The sequence below is a fragment of the Demequina sp. NBRC 110052 genome (genome assembly GCF_002090075.1).
Lineage (GTDB): Bacteria > Actinomycetota > Actinomycetes > Actinomycetales > Demequinaceae > Demequina.
The window spans coordinates 246,388-261,977 of sequence record NZ_BBRI01000003.1 but is presented as its reverse complement, the minus strand read 5'-3'; the positions used below and the strand labels follow the sequence as shown (position 1 = coordinate 261,977).

The following is a 15,590-nucleotide window of genomic DNA, read 5'->3' as shown; positions in this document are numbered from 1 at the left end:
GTCGCAGGTCCGTATCCCATCGCAGGCTGCGGGCCAGCGCGGCCGCTCCCGCAACGTCCGGAGGGGACACGCCCGACGCTGGCTCGAGCCCGGTCGCGAGGCCCCGGCGCGCGCCGCGCACTATGGCGATGCCCCCCGTCGCGCCGGTGAAACGCCCCGCCGAGGCGACGCCTGACACCGGTGCCGCACGCGAGGATGACGGCGCGGTCGTCGTCCCGTTCGACGCAGGGCTCGAGACGGATGCGGTTGCGGTCGTCGAGCCTGACGTCGAGGACGTCGAGGACGTCGAGGACGTCGAGGACGTCGAGGGCGTCGAGGGCGTCGAGGGCGTCGATGACGAGGCGGAGCCGGATACGGAGCCTGAACCGGAGCCTGAGCCCGAACCGGAACCGGAAGCCGAACCCGAACCGGAGCCGGAAGCCGAACCCGAACCGGAGCCCGAGCCTGCCGAGAGCCGCTACGCGGAGCTCGGACGCCCCGACGAGGAGCCGTTGCCCGAGTTCCTCACGAACCGCCCTGCGCCGGAGCCTGAAAGGTCTTCGCGCGTCGGCCGGGTCCTGGTGCTCGTGCTCGTGATCCTGGGCCTCGCCTACGTGGCGGCGGCATCGCTGCTCGCGGATCTGGTGCCGCGCGGCGGTGAGGCGCTCGGCGTCGCCGTGGGAGGCATGTCGTCATCTGAGGCACTTGAGGCGCTCGATCCCGTGGCGGACGACGCGAACGCGAATGCGGTGGCGTTGAGCGCAGGTCTTGCCTCGCAGGTGGTGTACCCCGATGACCTGGGTCTGCAGGTGGACGCGGAGGCGACGGTGGCCCAGGTCACCGGTTTCACGCTCAGCCCGCTGCGACTGTGGGACCACATCGTCGGCATCGACGAGATCGAGCCGGTGCTGGAAGTGGCGGACGTCGCGCTCGACACGGCGACGCGCGACGCCGCGACGGTGCTGAGCCGCGAGGCCACGGATGCGCGCGTGACCGTCAAGGACGGGGCTGCGGTGGCGCATGAGGGTGCGATGTCCACGGTGGTGGACCCGACCTCGGCGCGTGACGCCATCCTCGCCGCGTGGCCCGCGGGCGAGATCGCCCTGCCGGTCTCGCACGAGTCGCCTGAGCTGACGGTGGATGATGCGCAGGCGTTCGCGGATGAGCTCAATGCTGGGGCGTTCGCGAGTTCCACGACCGTCACCGCAGAGGTCGGCGAGTATGAGATCTCCGGGGAGCAGATCGCGGATGCCGCCTCGGTGTCGGTGGTCGCCGGGGCCTATGAGCTGAGCCTCGATGGCGTGGAGCTCGCCGCGACGTTGATGGCGGACCACCCTGAGCTGGTCGTGGAGTCCAAGCCAGGGACGGTGTCGTTCGACGCGGCCCACCAGATCGTCATCGACGACGGCGAGCCGGGCACGGTGGTCGACGGGGAAGCACTGGGAGACGCGGTCGCGGATGCCGCGACGGGTGACCACTCCGCAGAGATTCCGTTCACGGTCGCCGAGCCCGTGATGCCGGCTGGCGCCGAAGACTTCCGCACGATCATCTCGTCGTTCGACACGCCGCTCACGAACGAGTACATCCGCACGCGCAACCTCACGACCGCGGCCGCGGACATCGCGGGCACGGTGCTCGCGCCGGGCGGTCAGTTCGACCTCTACAAGACGCTGTCGCCGATCACGGTCGAGGAGGGCTACGCCGATGCGCATGTGATCGTGGACGGCGTGCTGACCCAGGGCATCGGCGGTGGCCTGTCGCAGATGGCGACGACCACGTACAACGCGGCGTACTTCGCGGGCTACGACATCGAGCGCTTCCGTCCCCACAGCGTGTGGTTCCCTCGCTATCCGGCGGGACGCGAGTCCACGCTGTACGGGGACCAGATCAACGTCGAGTTCACGAACGACACTCCGTACGCGGTGATCTTCAACAGCTACGTCGAGAACGGGCGCCTGCACGTCGACCTGTGGTCCACGCCGTACTACACGGTCGAGACCCAGGCCTCGGACAGGACGAACTATCGGCAGCCGGGCGTGACTGAGGTGACGGCCGCGAACTGTGAGGCGAAGGGGCCCGGCCAGCCGGGCTTCACGATCACCAACTACCGCCAGGTGTTCCTGGAGGGCGAGCAGGTGAAGGATGAGAGCTTCCGCTGGACGTACAAGGCTGACAACGCGATCAAGTGCGTGTCTGAGGACGGCTGAGACCAGCGTCGGGCAGGCCCGAGTAGCCCGCAGGACCGCTGATACGGGCGGGGGCACCAGGGCTTTCCGGGCCCCATCCCGGCGGTATGATGCGAGTGACCTTCAAGCCCCTAGGGAGGAGCCTCGCCGTGACGTATGTCATCGCCTTGCCGTGTGTGGATGTCAAGGACAAGGCCTGCATCGACGAGTGTCCCGTGGACTGCATCTACGAGGGCGAGCGGTCGCTGTACATCCACCCGGACGAGTGCGTCGACTGCGGCGCCTGCGAGCCGGTGTGCCCGGTGGAGGCGATCTACTACGAGGACGACGTCCCCGACAAGTGGTCCGAGTACTACACCGCGAACGTGGAGTTCTTCTCCGAGATCGGCTCGCCGGGAGGCGCCGCGAAGATGGGTCAGATCGCTCACGATCACGACATCATCAAGGCGCTGCCGCCGCAGAACTGACCGATGGGGCTGTTCCCGGGCGCGCTGCCTGACTTCCCGTGGGATTCGCTCGTGCCGTATCGCGAGCGCGCGGCCGAGCACCCCGACGGGGTGGTTGACCTCTCGGTCGGCACGCCCGTCGATCCCACGCCCGCGGTCGTCCGGGAGGCGCTCATCGCCGCTGCGGACTCGCCCGGCTATCCGACGACCTGGGGGCCCGCCTCGCTGAGGGAGGCCGTGGCGGCCTGGTATGCCCGACGCCGTGGCGTGCCTGACGTGGATCCCGCCGCGGTCCTACCGACCGTCGGGTCCAAGGAGCTCGTCGCGCTGCTGCCCGCCCTTCTGGGGCTGGGCGAGGGCGACACCGTCGTGCACCCCGCAGCCGCGTACCCCACGTATGACGTCGGCGCCCGCCTCGCAGGGGCGACCCCGCGCCCGGCCGACGCCGTGGCCGAGTGGGAGGGGGACGCGTCGGTCCGGCTGGTGTGGGTGAACTCGCCGTCCAACCCGACCGGCGCGGTGGCCTCGCGCGAGCAGCTGCGCGAGATCGTGGAGGCGGCACGCGCGATCGGCGCCGTGGTCGCCTCGGACGAGTGCTACGCGGAGCTCGCGTGGAGCGAGCCGTACGCGAGCGCGGGAGTGCCCTCGATCCTGGATCCCGAGGTGTGCGGTGGCAGCCACGAGGGGCTGCTGTCGGTCTACTCGCTGTCGAAGCAGTCGAACCTCGCCGGCTACCGGGCAGCGTTCGTCGCGGGCGATCCCGCGCTGATCGCGCCGCTGGTCGAGGTGCGCAAGCACGCGGGACTGATCATGCCGGGCCCCGTGCAGGCGGCGATGGCGGCGGCGCTCGCTGATGACGCGCACGTGGACGCCCAGCGGGAGGTCTACCGTGCGCGCAGGGATGCGTTGCGGCCGGCCCTCGAGGCTGCGGGCTTCCACATCGACGCCTCGGACGCGGGCCTGTACCTGTGGTCTTCCCGCGACGAGGACTGCTGGGATAGCCTGGCCTTCCTCGCTGAGCGGGGCATCGTGGTGGCGCCGGGGGCGTTCTACGGTGAGGCCGCGCGGCGTCATGTGCGCGTCGCGCTGACTGCGACCGACGAGAGGGTCGCGGCCGCGGTTCACCGCCTCGCAAACGGTGGGTAAACTGGCCGTCAAGCGAACACCAGGGGCAGAGCAGCCCCACCGAGACGATGGCGCAGCCGCGCCGTCGGGAGGGAGCCGCATGGTCCACGTCGAGGAAGCGAAGCTGACGGTAGACGGAGTGACGCGCGACCTGGGAATCGAGCGCGCCTCCGTCGGCAACGACGGCATCGCCATCCCCACCCTGATGAAGGACACGGGCCTCGTCACGGTCGACCCCGGCTTCATGAACACCGCGTCGTGCTCCAGCTCCATCACGTACATCGACGGCGACGCGGGCATCCTGCGCTACCGCGGCTACCCCATCGAGCAGCTCGCGGAGCACTCCACGTTCCTCGAGGTCGCGCACCTGCTGATCCATGGGAACCTGCCCACAGAGGACCAGCTCGCAGCGCTGACCAACCGAGTCTCGCGCCACATGCACCTCCACGAGGGCATGAAGGCGTTCCTCAACGCTTTCCCGCGCGACGCGCACCCCATGGCCGTGCTGTCCGGTGCGCTGAGCGCGCTCAGCACGTTCTATCCCGAGTCGGTGGGGCGCGGCGAGTACGAGACCGAGCTCGCGACCGTGCAGCTGCTCGCGAAGACCGCCACGGTCATCGCGTACCTCCAGCGCCGCGGCCGCGGCGGCGATCTCATCGAGCCCCGCCGCGGAGGCGACTACGTCGGCGAGTTCCTGCGCATCGCGTTCTCGGACGGCACCGGCGAGGTCGACATCGACCCGGAGGTGCGCCGTGCCGTGGACCTGCTGCTGATCCTGCACGCGGACCACGAGCAGAACTGCTCGACGTCCACGGTGCGCATCGTCGGCTCGAGCCAGGCCAACATCTACGCCTCGGTGGCCGCCGGTGTGACAGCGCTGTCCGGGCCGCTGCACGGCGGTGCCAACGAGGCCGCGCTGCGCATGTTCGATCAGATCAAGGAGACGGGTGACACCGTCGAGCAGTTCGTCGCGAAGGTCAAGGACAAGGCCGAGGGTGCGCGCCTCATGGGCTTCGGCCACCGCGTCTACAAGTCGTACGACCCGCGCGGCGCCGTCGTGAAGGGCGTCGCCGACCGCGTGCTCGAGAAGCTCGGCGGTGACAACGAGACCTTCGACATGGCCAAGCGCCTCGAGGAGATCGCGCTCAGCGACGAGTACTTCATCGAGCGCAAGCTCTACCCGAACGTCGACTTCTACACGGGCCTGCTCTACTCGGCGATCGGCTTCCCTCACACCATGTTCACGCCGCTGTTCGCGCTCGGACGCATGCCAGGCTGGATCGCGCACTACCGCGAGATGATGGTGGACCCGGCGACCAAGATCGGCCGCCCGCGCCAGATCTACACGGGCGTCGTCGAGCGCGACTACGAGGACATCTCCACGCGCGAGGGCTGATTCCCGTCACTGCTTGCGGTCACTCGCGAGGCGATGCCGGAGCCTCGGCCGCGCGGATCTCGATGCGCACAGCTGCGCCGAGTTCGGGAACGCCTTCGGCGACCATCCCGTCCGCGACAGTCCAGGTGCTCTCTGAGGTCGTGACTGCGATCGCGCCGGTGGAGCTCGCTGTCGCCACCGCCCATGCGGCGAACTGATCTCGGGTCACCTCGGTGCCGTCGAGCGCGGTGACGTCGATCCGCTGCGCGTCCCCGATCCCCGTGACGGCCACCTGGTACATGCCCTCCCCGAAGTCCGCGGTCAGGCGCGCGAGGTACGCGGCGGGGGTCGAGGCGTCGGGCGTCGAGATGTCGCACGTGACGGCGGCGGGGCCGCCATACCCGCGCAGGCCCGTCGCCCACAGCCGTGCCTCCGGCTCGTGGTCGGCGTACGCCTCGGGGAAGCCACTGCGCTGGACGGCCTGCGCGGCCACCGTGATCTCGGCGTCCTCCCAGCCGCTCACCTTGACGAGGCCGGCGTAGAACGCGTCGGCCGCGTGCCAGGGATCCATGACCTCCTCGACCGTTCCCCAGCCCTGCGAGGGGCGCTGCTGGAACAGGCCCAGCGAGTCGCGGTCGCCGTAGTCGATGTTGCGCAGGCCGGACTCCTGGATGGCGGTCGCGATGCCGATCGTGGCCGCCCGCGCCCTCAGCCCCCTCGCGGCGGAGCGCGCGGCGATGAGCGCGGCGTTGTCGGCCTGCTCGGCCGTGAGCGTGTCGGACTCGCCGTCGAAGCTCACGGTGCACCGCTGAGTCGAGAGGCGGTCGCCGTGCCGTTCCCACAGCTCCGGCCCCCAGATCACTCCTGCGGTCGCCACCGCTGCGAAGATGAGGAACGCTGCGACGCCCCCGCCTCGCCGGCGGCGGCGCGCCATCAGTTGGCGTGCAGGGCCGCGTTGAGCTCCACGCCCTTGCCCTGACGCTGGACGGCCTCGAGCGCGCCCGTGACGGAGTTGCGGCGGAACAGGATGCCGTGCTGGCCGGCCAGGTCGCGCGCCTTCACGTAGATCGGGTTGCCCTCGTCGTCGGTCTGGCCCACGAGCAGCACCTTGGAGCCTGCGGTGACGTAGAGGCCGGCCTCGACGATGCAGTCGTCGCCCAGGGGGATGCCCAGGCCCGAGTTCGCGCCGAGCAGCGAACGCTCCCCGATCGAGATGACGTGCTTGCCGCCGCCGGAGAGGGTGCCCATGATGGAGGCGCCGCCGCCCACGTCGGACCCGTCACCCACGACCACGCCGGCGGAGATGCGTCCCTCGACCATGCTGACGCCGAGCGTGCCCGCATTGAAGTTCACGAAGCCCTCGTGCATGACCGTCGTCCCCTCCGCCAGGTGGGCGCCGAGGCGCACCCGGTCGGCATCGGCGATGCGCACGCCGGAGGGCACCACGTAGTCGACCATGCGCGGGAACTTGTCCACGCCGAACACGGTGACGTGCTTGCCCGTCGCACGCATGCGCGCACGCACGCCCTCGAAGTCGTCGACTGCGCATGGTCCCTCGGATGTCCACACCACATTGGTGAGAACGCCGAAGAGGCCCTCAAGGTTCACGCCGTGCGGCTGCACGAGGCGGTGGGACAGCAGGTGAAGGCGAAGGTACGCGTCGGGCACGCTCTCCGGCGCCGCGTCGATGTCGATCTCGGTGAACACGAGCTCGACGCTCACACCGCGGAACGTATCGCGACGCTCCGCAGCCTTGAGGTCCGCGGGGGCGGCGAGGTCGGTCGGCGCGTCGCCGAGCAGGGGCGCCGGGTACCAGGTGTCGAGCACCGTTCCCGCCGAGTCGATCGTGGCCAGTCCGTATCCGTATGCCGTGCGAGTCATGGCCACAAGACTACGGGGCGCGCGTTGCTAGCCTGGCGGCATGACCCTCGACCTCGCCCTCCCCGTGGAGGACCTCGCCAAGGCACTTATCGACATCCCGTCCGTCTCAGGCGACGAGCGCGAGATCGCGGATCAGGTGGAGGTTGCGCTGCGAGCGTGCGCGCACCTGGAGGTCACGCGCCTGGGCAACAACATCGTGGCCCGGACGACGCTGGGGCTCGCCGAGCGCGTCGTCGTCGCCGGGCACCTCGACACCGTGCCGATCGCCGGCAACGTCCCCGGCTGGTGGGACGAGGGCCGCTCCACGCTGTGGGGCAGGGGAGCAGTCGACATGAAGGCGGGCGTCGCCGTCCTGCTCTCGCTCGCGGCCTCGCTCGAGCGCCCGACGCGCGACGTCACCTGGGTCTTCTACGACCAGGAGGAAGTCGAGGAGACGCGCAACGGGCTCGGGTTCGTCTCGCGCGAGCGCCCGGACTTGCTCGAGGCCGACTTCGCGGTGCTCGGCGAGCCGACCGGGGGCGTGATCGAGGGCGGATGCAACGGCACGCTGCGCGTCGACGTGACAGTGCTCGGCAAGGCCGCGCACTCCGCGCGGTCGTGGAAGGGCATCGACGCGATCCACCGTCTCGCGCCACTGCTGCAGGCGCTCGCGGACTACGAGGCGGCGACCGTCGAGGTCGACGGGCTGAAGTATCGCGAGGGGCTCAACGCTGTGGGGATCACGGGCGGCATCGCAGGCAACGTCATCCCTGACCGCGCGACCGTGACCCTCAACTACCGCTTCAGTCCGTTCTGGACGCTCGAGCAGGCACAGGCCAACGTCGAGCGGTTCGTGAACGCGGCGCTCGCGGAGCCGCCGCCGAGCGACGAGGCGCCTGAGGTGTCGACGACCGGGTACGTGATCGAGTGGACGGATCTCGCACACGCGTGCCGGCCCGGGCTCGACGCGCCGCTCGCCCAGTCGTTCGCCGCCGCAGTCGAGGCCACCGGCGTGGAGCCGCCGCGTGCGAAGCTCGGCTGGACGGACGTCGCGCGCTTCGGAGCGCTCGGCATCCCCGCCGTGAACTACGGCCCCGGCGACCCGGAGCTCGCCCACGCCGACGACGAGCGCTGCCCCGTCGGCCAGATCCGCGACGTGCGTGCGGGCCTGGAGGCCTGGCTCACGTCCTGACGTACCACCGGCCCAGGCCGGCACCACGAGGAGGAACCATGTCCGAGTACCGCAAGGGTCCCGTGCTGCTGCGCGGACGCAACGTCCCCGAGTCGTCCACCTCTGGCCGTCTGCTGGGCGACCAGCACACGCCCGACTGGCTGCACGAGGATCCGTGGCGCGTGCTGCGGATCCAGTCGGAGTTCATCGAGGGTTTCGGCGCGCTCGCGGAGATCGGTCCCGCGATCACCGTGTTCGGCTCGGCGCGCTCCAAGCCGGGCGCGCCCGACTACGTGCAGGGGGAGCGCATCGGCGGCATGCTCGTCGACCGCGGCTACGCGGTGCTCACGGGCGGAGGGCCCGGCATCATGGAGGCGGCCAACAAGGGCGCATCCGATGCAGGAGGCGTGTCCGTGGGGCTCGGCATCGAGCTGCCCCACGAGCAGGGCGTCAACGAGTATGTGAACCTCGGCATCAACTTCCGCTACTTCTTCGCGCGCAAGACGATGTTCGTCAAGTACGCGCAGGGCTTCATCGCGCTGCCCGGCGGCTTCGGCACCATGGATGAGCTGTTCGAGGCGCTGACGCTCGTGCAGACCCGCACCATCCAGCGCTTCCCGATCGCGCTCGTGGGCCACGCCTACTGGGACGGGCTGATCGACTGGCTGCGCGACACCATGGCGACGGACGGCAAGATCGCCGAGACCGACCTCGACCTGCTGTTCGTCACCGACTCCGAGGAGGAGGCCGTCGCGCACGTGACCGAGGATCTGTCGGTAGCCATCGACTGAGGCGAGCCTTGCGGTCGCCCGCTCCAGCGTCGGGCGTGTGTGAGATTTGGGGCCGCTCGTGCGCGCCGCGTAGAATGTCTCCAGTGCCGCGCGCCGCGTGGCCGCACATCTGCCAAGGAGTTGCACACGATGGCCGCTATGAAGCCTCGCACCGGAGACGGCCCGATGGAGGTCGTGAAGGAGGGACGCGGCTACGTGCTGCGCATGCCTCTCGAGGGTGGCGGCCGCCTTGTGGTGGAGATCAACGCCGACGAGGTCCGCGAACTCGGCGAGGCCCTCAGCTCCGCCCTGCAGTGACCCTTGGGCCGCGCGTCAGCGCGCGGTCATCGCGACGCACAGTCCGTCGCCGGCGGTGAGCAGCACCGTCGTCAGGCTCTCGTCCTCGCGGATCGCCTTGAGCGTCATGCGCACCGCAGTCGTCTCCTCGTCCCGCTGGGCAGGATCTGGCACGCGCCCGTGCCACAGCGCGTTGTCGATCGCGACCATGCCGCCCGGACGGAGCAGTCGCAGCGCATGCTCCAGGTACATCGGGTACTCGACCTTGCGTGCATCGATCAGCACCAGGTCATAGCCGCCGTCGGTGAGCCGCGGCAGCACCTCGAGCGCGCGACCCGTGATCATGCGCGCCCGCTCCGGCGCGAAGCCCGCATCCGCAAGAGTCCTGCGCGCCGCCTTGTGGTGCTCCGCCTCGCGGTCGATCGTCGTGATCACTCCTGCGGGGTTCATGCCGCGCAGCAGATACGTCGTGGACACGCCGGCTCCCGTGCCGATCTCCACGACGTGGCGCGCATCCAGTGCGCGCGCGAGCACCTGCAAAGCCTGGCCCGCGCCCGGCAGGACGGGGACGCACCCGAGCTCGTCGGCGGCGTCGCGTGCCGACAGGATCACCCGGTCCTCGACCAGGAAGTCCTCGGCATACGCCCAGTTCGCTGCCTCGTTGCCCATGGCACCTCCTCTTCAGGGGCATCGTATCGGCAAGCAACCTGAGAGTTCCCGCAGAGAGGCCCCTGGACCGTGGCGCTCGTCTGGGGCCCATGGGAACATGGATGCAGTGCACGACGTTCACCGAGCGTGAAGGAGGCCGAGCGATGAGCACCACCGCGACACCTGCCGCGATGACGCCTGCCCCGACGGCGCTGCCTCCCGAACTTAGCTGGGAACGCATCGTCGAGGAGCATTCGGGACGGGTCTACCGCCTCGCGTACCACCTCACGGGCAATCAGCACGACGCCGAGGACTTGACCCAGGACGTGTTCGTGCGCGTCTTCAACTCGCTGTCGCAGTACAAGCCCGGCACGTTCGAGGGCTGGCTGCACCGCATCACCACCAACCTGTTCCTGGACCGCATGCGCCGCAAGAAGCGCATCCGCTTCGACTTCATGGCGGACGACGACGCAGGTGTTGCGACCTCGGACAGCTTCGACCGTCACGAGCGCTCGGGTCAGCCCGAGGACGCGTTCGATATGTCGCACCTGGGTGACGACATCGTGCAGGCGCTGGCCGAACTGCAGCCCGAGTACCGCGCCGCCGTCGTGCTCTCCGACATCGAGGGCCTCAGCTACGAGGAGATCGCCGCGACGCTCGGCATCAAGATGGGAACAGTGCGCTCCCGGCTGTCCCGCGCCCGCGCCAAGCTGCGCGAGTCGCTCGCGCACCGCGCCCCGGCGCGAGGCGACGCGTGACGTCCAAGCACCTCGGCCGCTCCGTCCACGATCTGCTGGACGGCCGCCTCGGCGCCTCCGCCTCCGCCGAGGCGATGGCGCACCTCGCCGAGTGCGAGGAGTGCGACGCGCGCTTCCGCGAACTGCGCGACGCGCGCGAGCGACTCAACAGCTCGGACGTCGGCATCGACATGGCCTTCGCGCAGGCGCTGCTCGACCGCGAGCGGATGGCCACGATCGCCGCCAACGAGGACCCGCACCACGCGCGTGCGGTCCGCCCCCCTGACCGCAGGCCGGTCTATCTCGTGCTGGGAAGCCTCGTCGCCATCGCAGGCGGAGTCGGCGTCGCGTATGCGGCGGGAGCACCCCAGACCGTCACCGTCGAGACCGCATCCGGGGAGACCCCCGGGGCCGCGGCGGTGGCCTACATCGGATCGCAAGAGGTCGCGTCCGATGCGCAGCTGAGTGCGTGGTCATGCCCTGACTGGCACGAGGCCGGACTCGATCCGGTCTATGCCGAGGTCAAGGAGATGCCCAACGGGACGGACCAGCTGTTCCTCGCCCTCGTCTCCGGACTCGATCGCGTGCTCGTCACCGAGCAGCACGGTCGGCTCGCCTCCGCATGGGGGGATGTGCCGACCGTCCAGCAGGGAGACCAGGTGTTCCATGTGATCCACGGGACCCCCACCAGCCTCGTCTGGGAGGCAGGGGACCTCGTGCTCACCGCGTCGTGCGACTGCGAGGTGTCCACCCTCGTGGACGTGGCCACGGCGTTCCCGGCAGACGACGAGCCAGGCGTCGTCGACCGCATCTCGGCAGGACTTGGCCAACTCGTCGATGAGATCATCGGCTCAGACTGAAAGAGATCCGTTCTCCCATGACCGACACCCCCCACACCCCTGACTCCGGCGTGCCCGCAGACGGCGAGGCCCAGGCCCCGTTCGCGCCGCCTTCGGGCTCCGTCCCCGTCACCGCCGGCGCGGTCGAGCGTCGCGAGGACGAGCCCGCCGCCGGCTCCGCCGCGGCGGAGACCGACCGTCCCGCGCCCTCCGCCGGCCACGACGTCGCTCACGACACCGAGCCGTTGCCCACCGCCTCGCCGTGGGACGCTCCCGCGTCGGGCGTTCCCGCCGACCAGGCCACGTCCGCCGAGCCGCCCGTCGCTCACGCCGCGCCGCCGGAGCAGTACGCGAGCGCGCCACAGGCGGCCGCCCCGCAGCCGCCCGTAGGGCGCGTGCGTACGAGCACGGTGGCGTTCATCGCCGCCGGCGCGCTCATCCTGGGCGGCGGCGCCGGCTTCGGAGGCGCCTACCTGTACTCGTCCCTCAATGATGACCAGGGCGGCTCATCTGCGAGCCTGCCCACGTCGTCGATCACGAACACGTCGTCGAACGCGAGCAGCGCGATCGACGTCGTCGACATCGCCGCGGCCGTGACTCCCTCGGTCGTGCAGCTCGAGGTGCTGAGCGGCGGCCAGGTCGCTTCCACGGGCTCAGGCTTCGTCATCCGCGAGGACGGCTACCTGCTCACCAACGCGCATGTCGTCGCGGACTCTGACGGCACCGTCAACGTCGTCATGTACGACGGCTCGGAGTACGAGGGCACCGTCGTCGGCACGTCCGTCGAGTACGACCTCGCGGTCGTCAAGATCGACCGCACCGGCCTGACCCCGCTGGTGCTCGCCGACTCCGACGAGGTCGTCGTGGGTGAGGGCGTGGTCGCGGTCGGTTCCCCGCTGGGGCTCGAGTCGACGGTCACGACCGGCATCGTCTCGGCGCTGCACCGCCCCGTCACCACCTCGGATTCGACCTCCACCGCGTTCATCGACGCGATCCAGACCGACGCGGCTATCAACCCCGGCAACTCCGGCGGCCCGCTGCTCAACGCGCAGGGCGAGGTCATCGGCATCAACTCCGCGATCGCGACGCTCTCCGGCGCGACCAGCGGCACAGGTTCCATCGGACTCGGCTTCGCGATCACGTCGAACCAGGCCCGCCGCACCGCGGAGGAGCTCATCGCCAACGGCGTCGCCACATACCCCGTGATCGGCGTGCTGCTCGACGGCAACTACACCGGCGAGGGCATCAAGGTCGCGGACGACGAGACCGGCGTCGTCGCGGGAGGCCCTGCGGATCTCGCGGGCATCCAGCCCGGCGACGTCATCACCGCGATCGACGGCCGACCCGTGACTCAGGTCGACGAGCTCGTGGTGGCCATCCGTGCGCTCGCGCCAGGCGACGACGTGACCCTGACCCTCAGCGACGGCGACACCGATCGCGATGTGGTCGTGACACTCGCCGCCTCGGACGACGTCACGTTCGCGGACGACGGCTCCACGGACGACGACGGCTCGGGCTCCGGCGGAGGCCGTCCCAACCCGCCTGGTTCCGAAGACGACGAGTAACACGACACAATAGGTCCGTGTTCGACATCAACAGCACGGAGCTGGTGATCCTCATCGTGGTCGCGGTGGTGGTCATCGGACCGGAGCGACTCCCGGAGTACCTGCGCCAGCTGCGCAGGCTCATCCGGCAGGGGCGCGACCTCGCGCTGCAGGGCAAGGAGGCCCTCAAGCGCGAGGTCGGCCCCGATGTCGACCTGCGCCAGTACGACCCCCGCCAGTACGACCCCCGCCGCATCGTGCGCGACGCGCTTGCCGAAGAGGACGAGCCTTCCCCGGCTCCGCGCCCCCGCGTATCCTCGGGCCCGGAGCCAGGCGCGACCGCGCCCTTCGACCCCGACGCGACGTAATCCTCGTGCCCGGCCGCTGCGTCGGGCTTGTGAGGGCTCCCGCATCGGACGCAGGCCCGACGCGTCGCCAGGCTTGGGCGAGTGGCGCACCCCTGACACAATGGCGGCATGAATCCGCGCGTGTTCTCGGCCATGCAGCCGACCTCAGACTCCCTCCAGCTCGGCAACTACCTGGGCGCGCTGGTGCAGTGGGTGAAGCTGCAGGACACGCACGACGCGATCTACTCGGTCGTGGACCTGCACGCGCTGACCGTCGCCCCCGAGCCCGCCGTCCTGCGCGAGCGCACGCGCCGCACCGCAGCCCAGTTCCTCGCGGCGGGCGTCGATCCCGAGCGCTCGCTGCTGTTCGTGCAGTCCCACGTGCCGCAGCACGCGGAGCTCGCGTGGATACTGTCCACCTTCACCGGCATGGGCGAGGCCGGGCGCATGACCCAGTTCAAGGACAAGTCCGCGAAGGTGGGGGAGTCGGGCACCAACGTCGGTCTCTTCACGTACCCCGTGCTGATGGCCGCGGACATCCTGCTGTACGGCACGAACCTCGTGCCCGTGGGCGAGGACCAGCGCCAGCACCTCGAGCTCTCACGGGACCTCGCGCAGCGCCTCAACGCGCGCCTCGGTGAGGGCACCGTCGTCGTGCCGGAGCCGCACATCGTCAAGGAGGTCGCCAAGATCCAGGACCTCCAAGAGCCGACCAAGAAGATGTCCAAGTCGGCCTCGAGCCCCAAGGGCCTGATCGAGATCCTCGAGGACCCCAAGAAGATCGCGAAGAACATCAAGTCCGCGACTACCGACACCGAGACGGTGATCCGCTACGACGAGGACGCCAAGCCCGGCATCTCGAACCTGCTGCGGATCTACTCTGCCTTCACGGGTCGCACCGTCGACGACATCGTCGCCGAGTACGAGGGGAAGATGTACGGCCACCTCAAGGTCGACCTCGCGGACATCGTCGTCGAAGCGTTGACGCCGGTGCACGACGCCGCGATGGAATGGATCGAGTCCCCCGAGCGGTTGGACTCAGTGCTGGCAGACGGCGCCGCGAAGGCCTCGCAGATCGCTCAGGGCACGCTCGAGCGCATCTACGATCGAGTGGGACTGCTGCCAGTGCTGCACCGCTGACAACCGTCGCGTCGATCGGAAGGGGGCTGACGTCATGACGGCATCCGAACGCGAGACCGACACGACCTCGCTCGCGATCGCGAAGGATGAGGTCGTCGCGCAGGCCAAAGAGGCCGCGGAGCGCGGCAAGCGACTCAAGACCTGGTGGGACGCGACCTCGTGGGGCAAGGGGCTCAAGCGATTCTCGCTCCAGAACGGCAACGTGCTGGCAGCGGGCGTCGCCTTCTTCTCGTTGGCTTCGGTCGCCGCCGGCCTGGTCGTGGCGACCACGATCGCTTCCCTGTTCCTCGCGGGCAACGACGAGCTCCGGAACTCGCTCGTCGACTACCTCGCCGAAGCAGTGCCGGGGATGATCGCCACGGGCGACTCGCCGGGCATCATCCAGCCCGATGACCTCGGCTCTGGCAGCGCGACGTCGATCGCGGGCATTGTCGGACTCGTCTCGTTCATCATCTTGATCAACACCGCGACCCGCTTCGTCACCGGACTGCGCACGAGCCTGCGCACCATGCTCGGCGAAGAGGCCGCCTCGCCCGTGCTCGGCAAGCTCCGCGACGTGGTCGCCCTCCTAGGGCTGCTGATCGTCGCGCTCGTGGGACTGGCGGTTCAGGTGACCGCCTCCGGAGCCGCGGAGTGGATCGGAGAGGCCCTGGGAATCGGGATCCCTGCGTGGTCGCTGCGGCTGATCGCGATCGGCGCCGGCGTGATCGCGGACATGCTGTACGTGGCCATGGCGATGACGTTGCTGGGCGGCACGCGGTGGTCCAAGCGACTGCTCGCGATCATCCTGGTCGCCGCGCTGGCGATCGGAGTGCTACGGCTCGGCGTGACCTTCGTCGTGAGCGGCGCAACCTCGGACGCCGTGCTCGCGCCGTTCGTGCCGATCATCACCCTGATGGTGTTCGTGCAGTACGTGAACCGCATCATTCTGATGTGCGCCGCGTGGCTCGGCGCGCATCACACGCCTCCCGAGGTGGGCAGGCTCGCGCTCGCTCCGGTGCCCGAGGATGTCGCACGGGTGGACGTCGTGAACGGACGCCGCGGGCGCCGCACGCTCGTCACGACGCGGCGCGCCACCGTCAGGCGCAAGCCTGGCAAGCTTCCGGTACGCGAATCGCACGTCTGA

16 protein-coding genes are annotated in these 15,590 nt (G+C 69.8%); 13 read left to right on the top strand and 3 right to left on the bottom strand.

Features of this window, described 5'->3' with window-relative positions:
• Window positions 1-128 precede the first annotated feature (128 nt).
• The 4 genes from B7K21_RS08645 to B7K21_RS08630 all read left to right on the top strand — a co-directional run bounded on the left by B7K21_RS08645 (window position 129) and on the right by B7K21_RS08630 (window position 5,132).
• Complete coding sequence (locus tag B7K21_RS08645; protein ID WP_144016149.1) at window positions 129-2,186, top strand: VanW family protein; 2,058 nt, start codon at window positions 129-131, stop codon at window positions 2,184-2,186.
• Between the two features lie 128 nt (window positions 2,187-2,314).
• Window positions 2,315-2,632 (top strand): ferredoxin, encoded by a 318-nt coding sequence (fdxA, locus tag B7K21_RS08640; RefSeq protein WP_084075045.1) that lies wholly within the window; start codon window positions 2,315-2,317, stop codon window positions 2,630-2,632.
• A 3-nt stretch (window positions 2,633-2,635) separates the two neighbouring features.
• The gene (gene dapC, locus B7K21_RS08635; RefSeq protein WP_084075044.1) at window positions 2,636-3,757 is read left to right on the top strand and encodes a succinyldiaminopimelate transaminase; all 1,122 of its coding nucleotides are present in this window, start codon (window positions 2,636-2,638) and stop codon (window positions 3,755-3,757) included.
• A gap of 79 nt (window positions 3,758-3,836) precedes the next feature.
• Window positions 3,837-5,132, top strand: coding sequence for a citrate synthase (locus B7K21_RS08630; RefSeq protein WP_084075043.1), 1,296 nt, complete (start codon window positions 3,837-3,839; stop codon window positions 5,130-5,132).
• A 19-nt stretch (window positions 5,133-5,151) separates the two neighbouring features.
• Here the strand turns inward: B7K21_RS08630 and B7K21_RS08625 are convergent, their stop codons facing one another.
• Window positions 5,152-6,045, bottom strand: a complete 894-nt coding sequence (locus B7K21_RS08625; protein WP_084075042.1) for a hypothetical protein — start codon at window positions 6,043-6,045, stop codon at window positions 5,152-5,154.
• A complete protein-coding gene (gene dapD, locus B7K21_RS08620; protein ID WP_084075041.1) occupies window positions 6,045-6,992 on the bottom strand; it encodes a 2,3,4,5-tetrahydropyridine-2,6-dicarboxylate N-succinyltransferase in 948 nt (315 codons plus the stop codon). The genes B7K21_RS08625 and dapD overlap by 1 nt, the downstream gene beginning before the upstream one ends.
• Window positions 6,993-7,032: 40 nt before the next feature.
• Between dapD and dapE the strand changes: the two genes are divergently transcribed.
• From dapE to B7K21_RS08605, 3 genes are all read left to right on the top strand, one after another.
• Window positions 7,033-8,163, top strand: coding sequence for a succinyl-diaminopimelate desuccinylase (gene dapE / locus B7K21_RS08615; protein WP_084075040.1), 1,131 nt, complete (start codon window positions 7,033-7,035; stop codon window positions 8,161-8,163).
• A 38-nt stretch (window positions 8,164-8,201) separates the two neighbouring features.
• Window positions 8,202-8,933, top strand: coding sequence for a TIGR00730 family Rossman fold protein (locus B7K21_RS08610; protein WP_084075039.1), 732 nt, complete (start codon window positions 8,202-8,204; stop codon window positions 8,931-8,933).
• A gap of 129 nt (window positions 8,934-9,062) precedes the next feature.
• Window positions 9,063-9,230 carry a DUF3117 domain-containing protein gene (locus B7K21_RS08605; RefSeq protein WP_084075038.1) on the top strand — a complete coding sequence of 56 codons (168 nt, stop codon included), beginning with the start codon at window positions 9,063-9,065 and terminating at the stop codon, window positions 9,228-9,230.
• A gap of 15 nt (window positions 9,231-9,245) precedes the next feature.
• Here the strand turns inward: B7K21_RS08605 and B7K21_RS08600 are convergent, their stop codons facing one another.
• Entirely contained in the window at window positions 9,246-9,878 is a 633-nt protein-coding gene (locus tag B7K21_RS08600) for an O-methyltransferase (RefSeq protein WP_084075037.1), read from the bottom strand.
• A gap of 143 nt (window positions 9,879-10,021) precedes the next feature.
• On the opposite strand from B7K21_RS08600, the gene sigE reads away from it, so the two are divergent.
• The 6 genes from sigE to B7K21_RS08570 all read left to right on the top strand — a co-directional run bounded on the left by sigE (window position 10,022) and on the right by B7K21_RS08570 (window position 15,590).
• Complete coding sequence (gene sigE, locus B7K21_RS08595; protein ID WP_084075460.1) at window positions 10,022-10,615, top strand: RNA polymerase sigma factor SigE; 594 nt, start codon at window positions 10,022-10,024, stop codon at window positions 10,613-10,615.
• On the top strand, window positions 10,612-11,454 hold the full coding sequence (locus tag B7K21_RS08590) for an anti-sigma factor (protein ID WP_084075036.1): 843 nt from the start codon (window positions 10,612-10,614) through the stop codon (window positions 11,452-11,454). Before sigE ends, B7K21_RS08590 begins: the two co-directional genes overlap by 4 nt.
• A gap of 17 nt (window positions 11,455-11,471) precedes the next feature.
• Complete coding sequence (locus tag B7K21_RS08585) at window positions 11,472-12,998, top strand: S1C family serine protease (RefSeq protein WP_084075035.1); 1,527 nt, start codon at window positions 11,472-11,474, stop codon at window positions 12,996-12,998.
• 17 nt (window positions 12,999-13,015) lie between these two features.
• Window positions 13,016-13,345 (top strand): twin-arginine translocase TatA/TatE family subunit, encoded by a 330-nt coding sequence (locus B7K21_RS08580; protein WP_084075034.1) that lies wholly within the window; start codon window positions 13,016-13,018, stop codon window positions 13,343-13,345.
• Between the two features lie 108 nt (window positions 13,346-13,453).
• A complete protein-coding gene (trpS, locus tag B7K21_RS08575) occupies window positions 13,454-14,464 on the top strand; it encodes a tryptophan--tRNA ligase (protein ID WP_084075033.1) in 1,011 nt (336 codons plus the stop codon).
• A gap of 34 nt (window positions 14,465-14,498) precedes the next feature.
• Window positions 14,499-15,590, top strand: coding sequence for a YihY/virulence factor BrkB family protein (locus tag B7K21_RS08570; protein WP_084075032.1), 1,092 nt, complete (start codon window positions 14,499-14,501; stop codon window positions 15,588-15,590).

Coding starts and splice junctions, on each gene's coding strand:
- B7K21_RS08645 (WP_144016149.1), top strand. CDS start 129: ATGCCCCCCGTCGCGCCGGTGAAACGCCCCGCCGAGGCGACGCCTGAC.
- dapC (WP_084075044.1), top strand. CDS start 2,636: ATGGGGCTGTTCCCGGGCGCGCTGCCTGACTTCCCGTGGGATTCGCTC.
- B7K21_RS08630 (WP_084075043.1), top strand. CDS start 3,837: ATGGTCCACGTCGAGGAAGCGAAGCTGACGGTAGACGGAGTGACGCGC.
- B7K21_RS08625 (WP_084075042.1), bottom strand. CDS start 6,045: ATGGCGCGCCGCCGCCGGCGAGGCGGGGGCGTCGCAGCGTTCCTCATC.
- dapD (WP_084075041.1), bottom strand. CDS start 6,992: ATGACTCGCACGGCATACGGATACGGACTGGCCACGATCGACTCGGCG.
- dapE (WP_084075040.1), top strand. CDS start 7,033: ATGACCCTCGACCTCGCCCTCCCCGTGGAGGACCTCGCCAAGGCACTT.
- B7K21_RS08610 (WP_084075039.1), top strand. CDS start 8,202: ATGTCCGAGTACCGCAAGGGTCCCGTGCTGCTGCGCGGACGCAACGTC.
- B7K21_RS08605 (WP_084075038.1), top strand. CDS start 9,063: ATGGCCGCTATGAAGCCTCGCACCGGAGACGGCCCGATGGAGGTCGTG.
- B7K21_RS08600 (WP_084075037.1), bottom strand. CDS start 9,878: ATGGGCAACGAGGCAGCGAACTGGGCGTATGCCGAGGACTTCCTGGTC.
- sigE (WP_084075460.1), top strand. CDS start 10,022: ATGAGCACCACCGCGACACCTGCCGCGATGACGCCTGCCCCGACGGCG.
- B7K21_RS08585 (WP_084075035.1), top strand. CDS start 11,472: ATGACCGACACCCCCCACACCCCTGACTCCGGCGTGCCCGCAGACGGC.
- trpS (WP_084075033.1), top strand. CDS start 13,454: ATGAATCCGCGCGTGTTCTCGGCCATGCAGCCGACCTCAGACTCCCTC.
- B7K21_RS08570 (WP_084075032.1), top strand. CDS start 14,499: ATGACGGCATCCGAACGCGAGACCGACACGACCTCGCTCGCGATCGCG.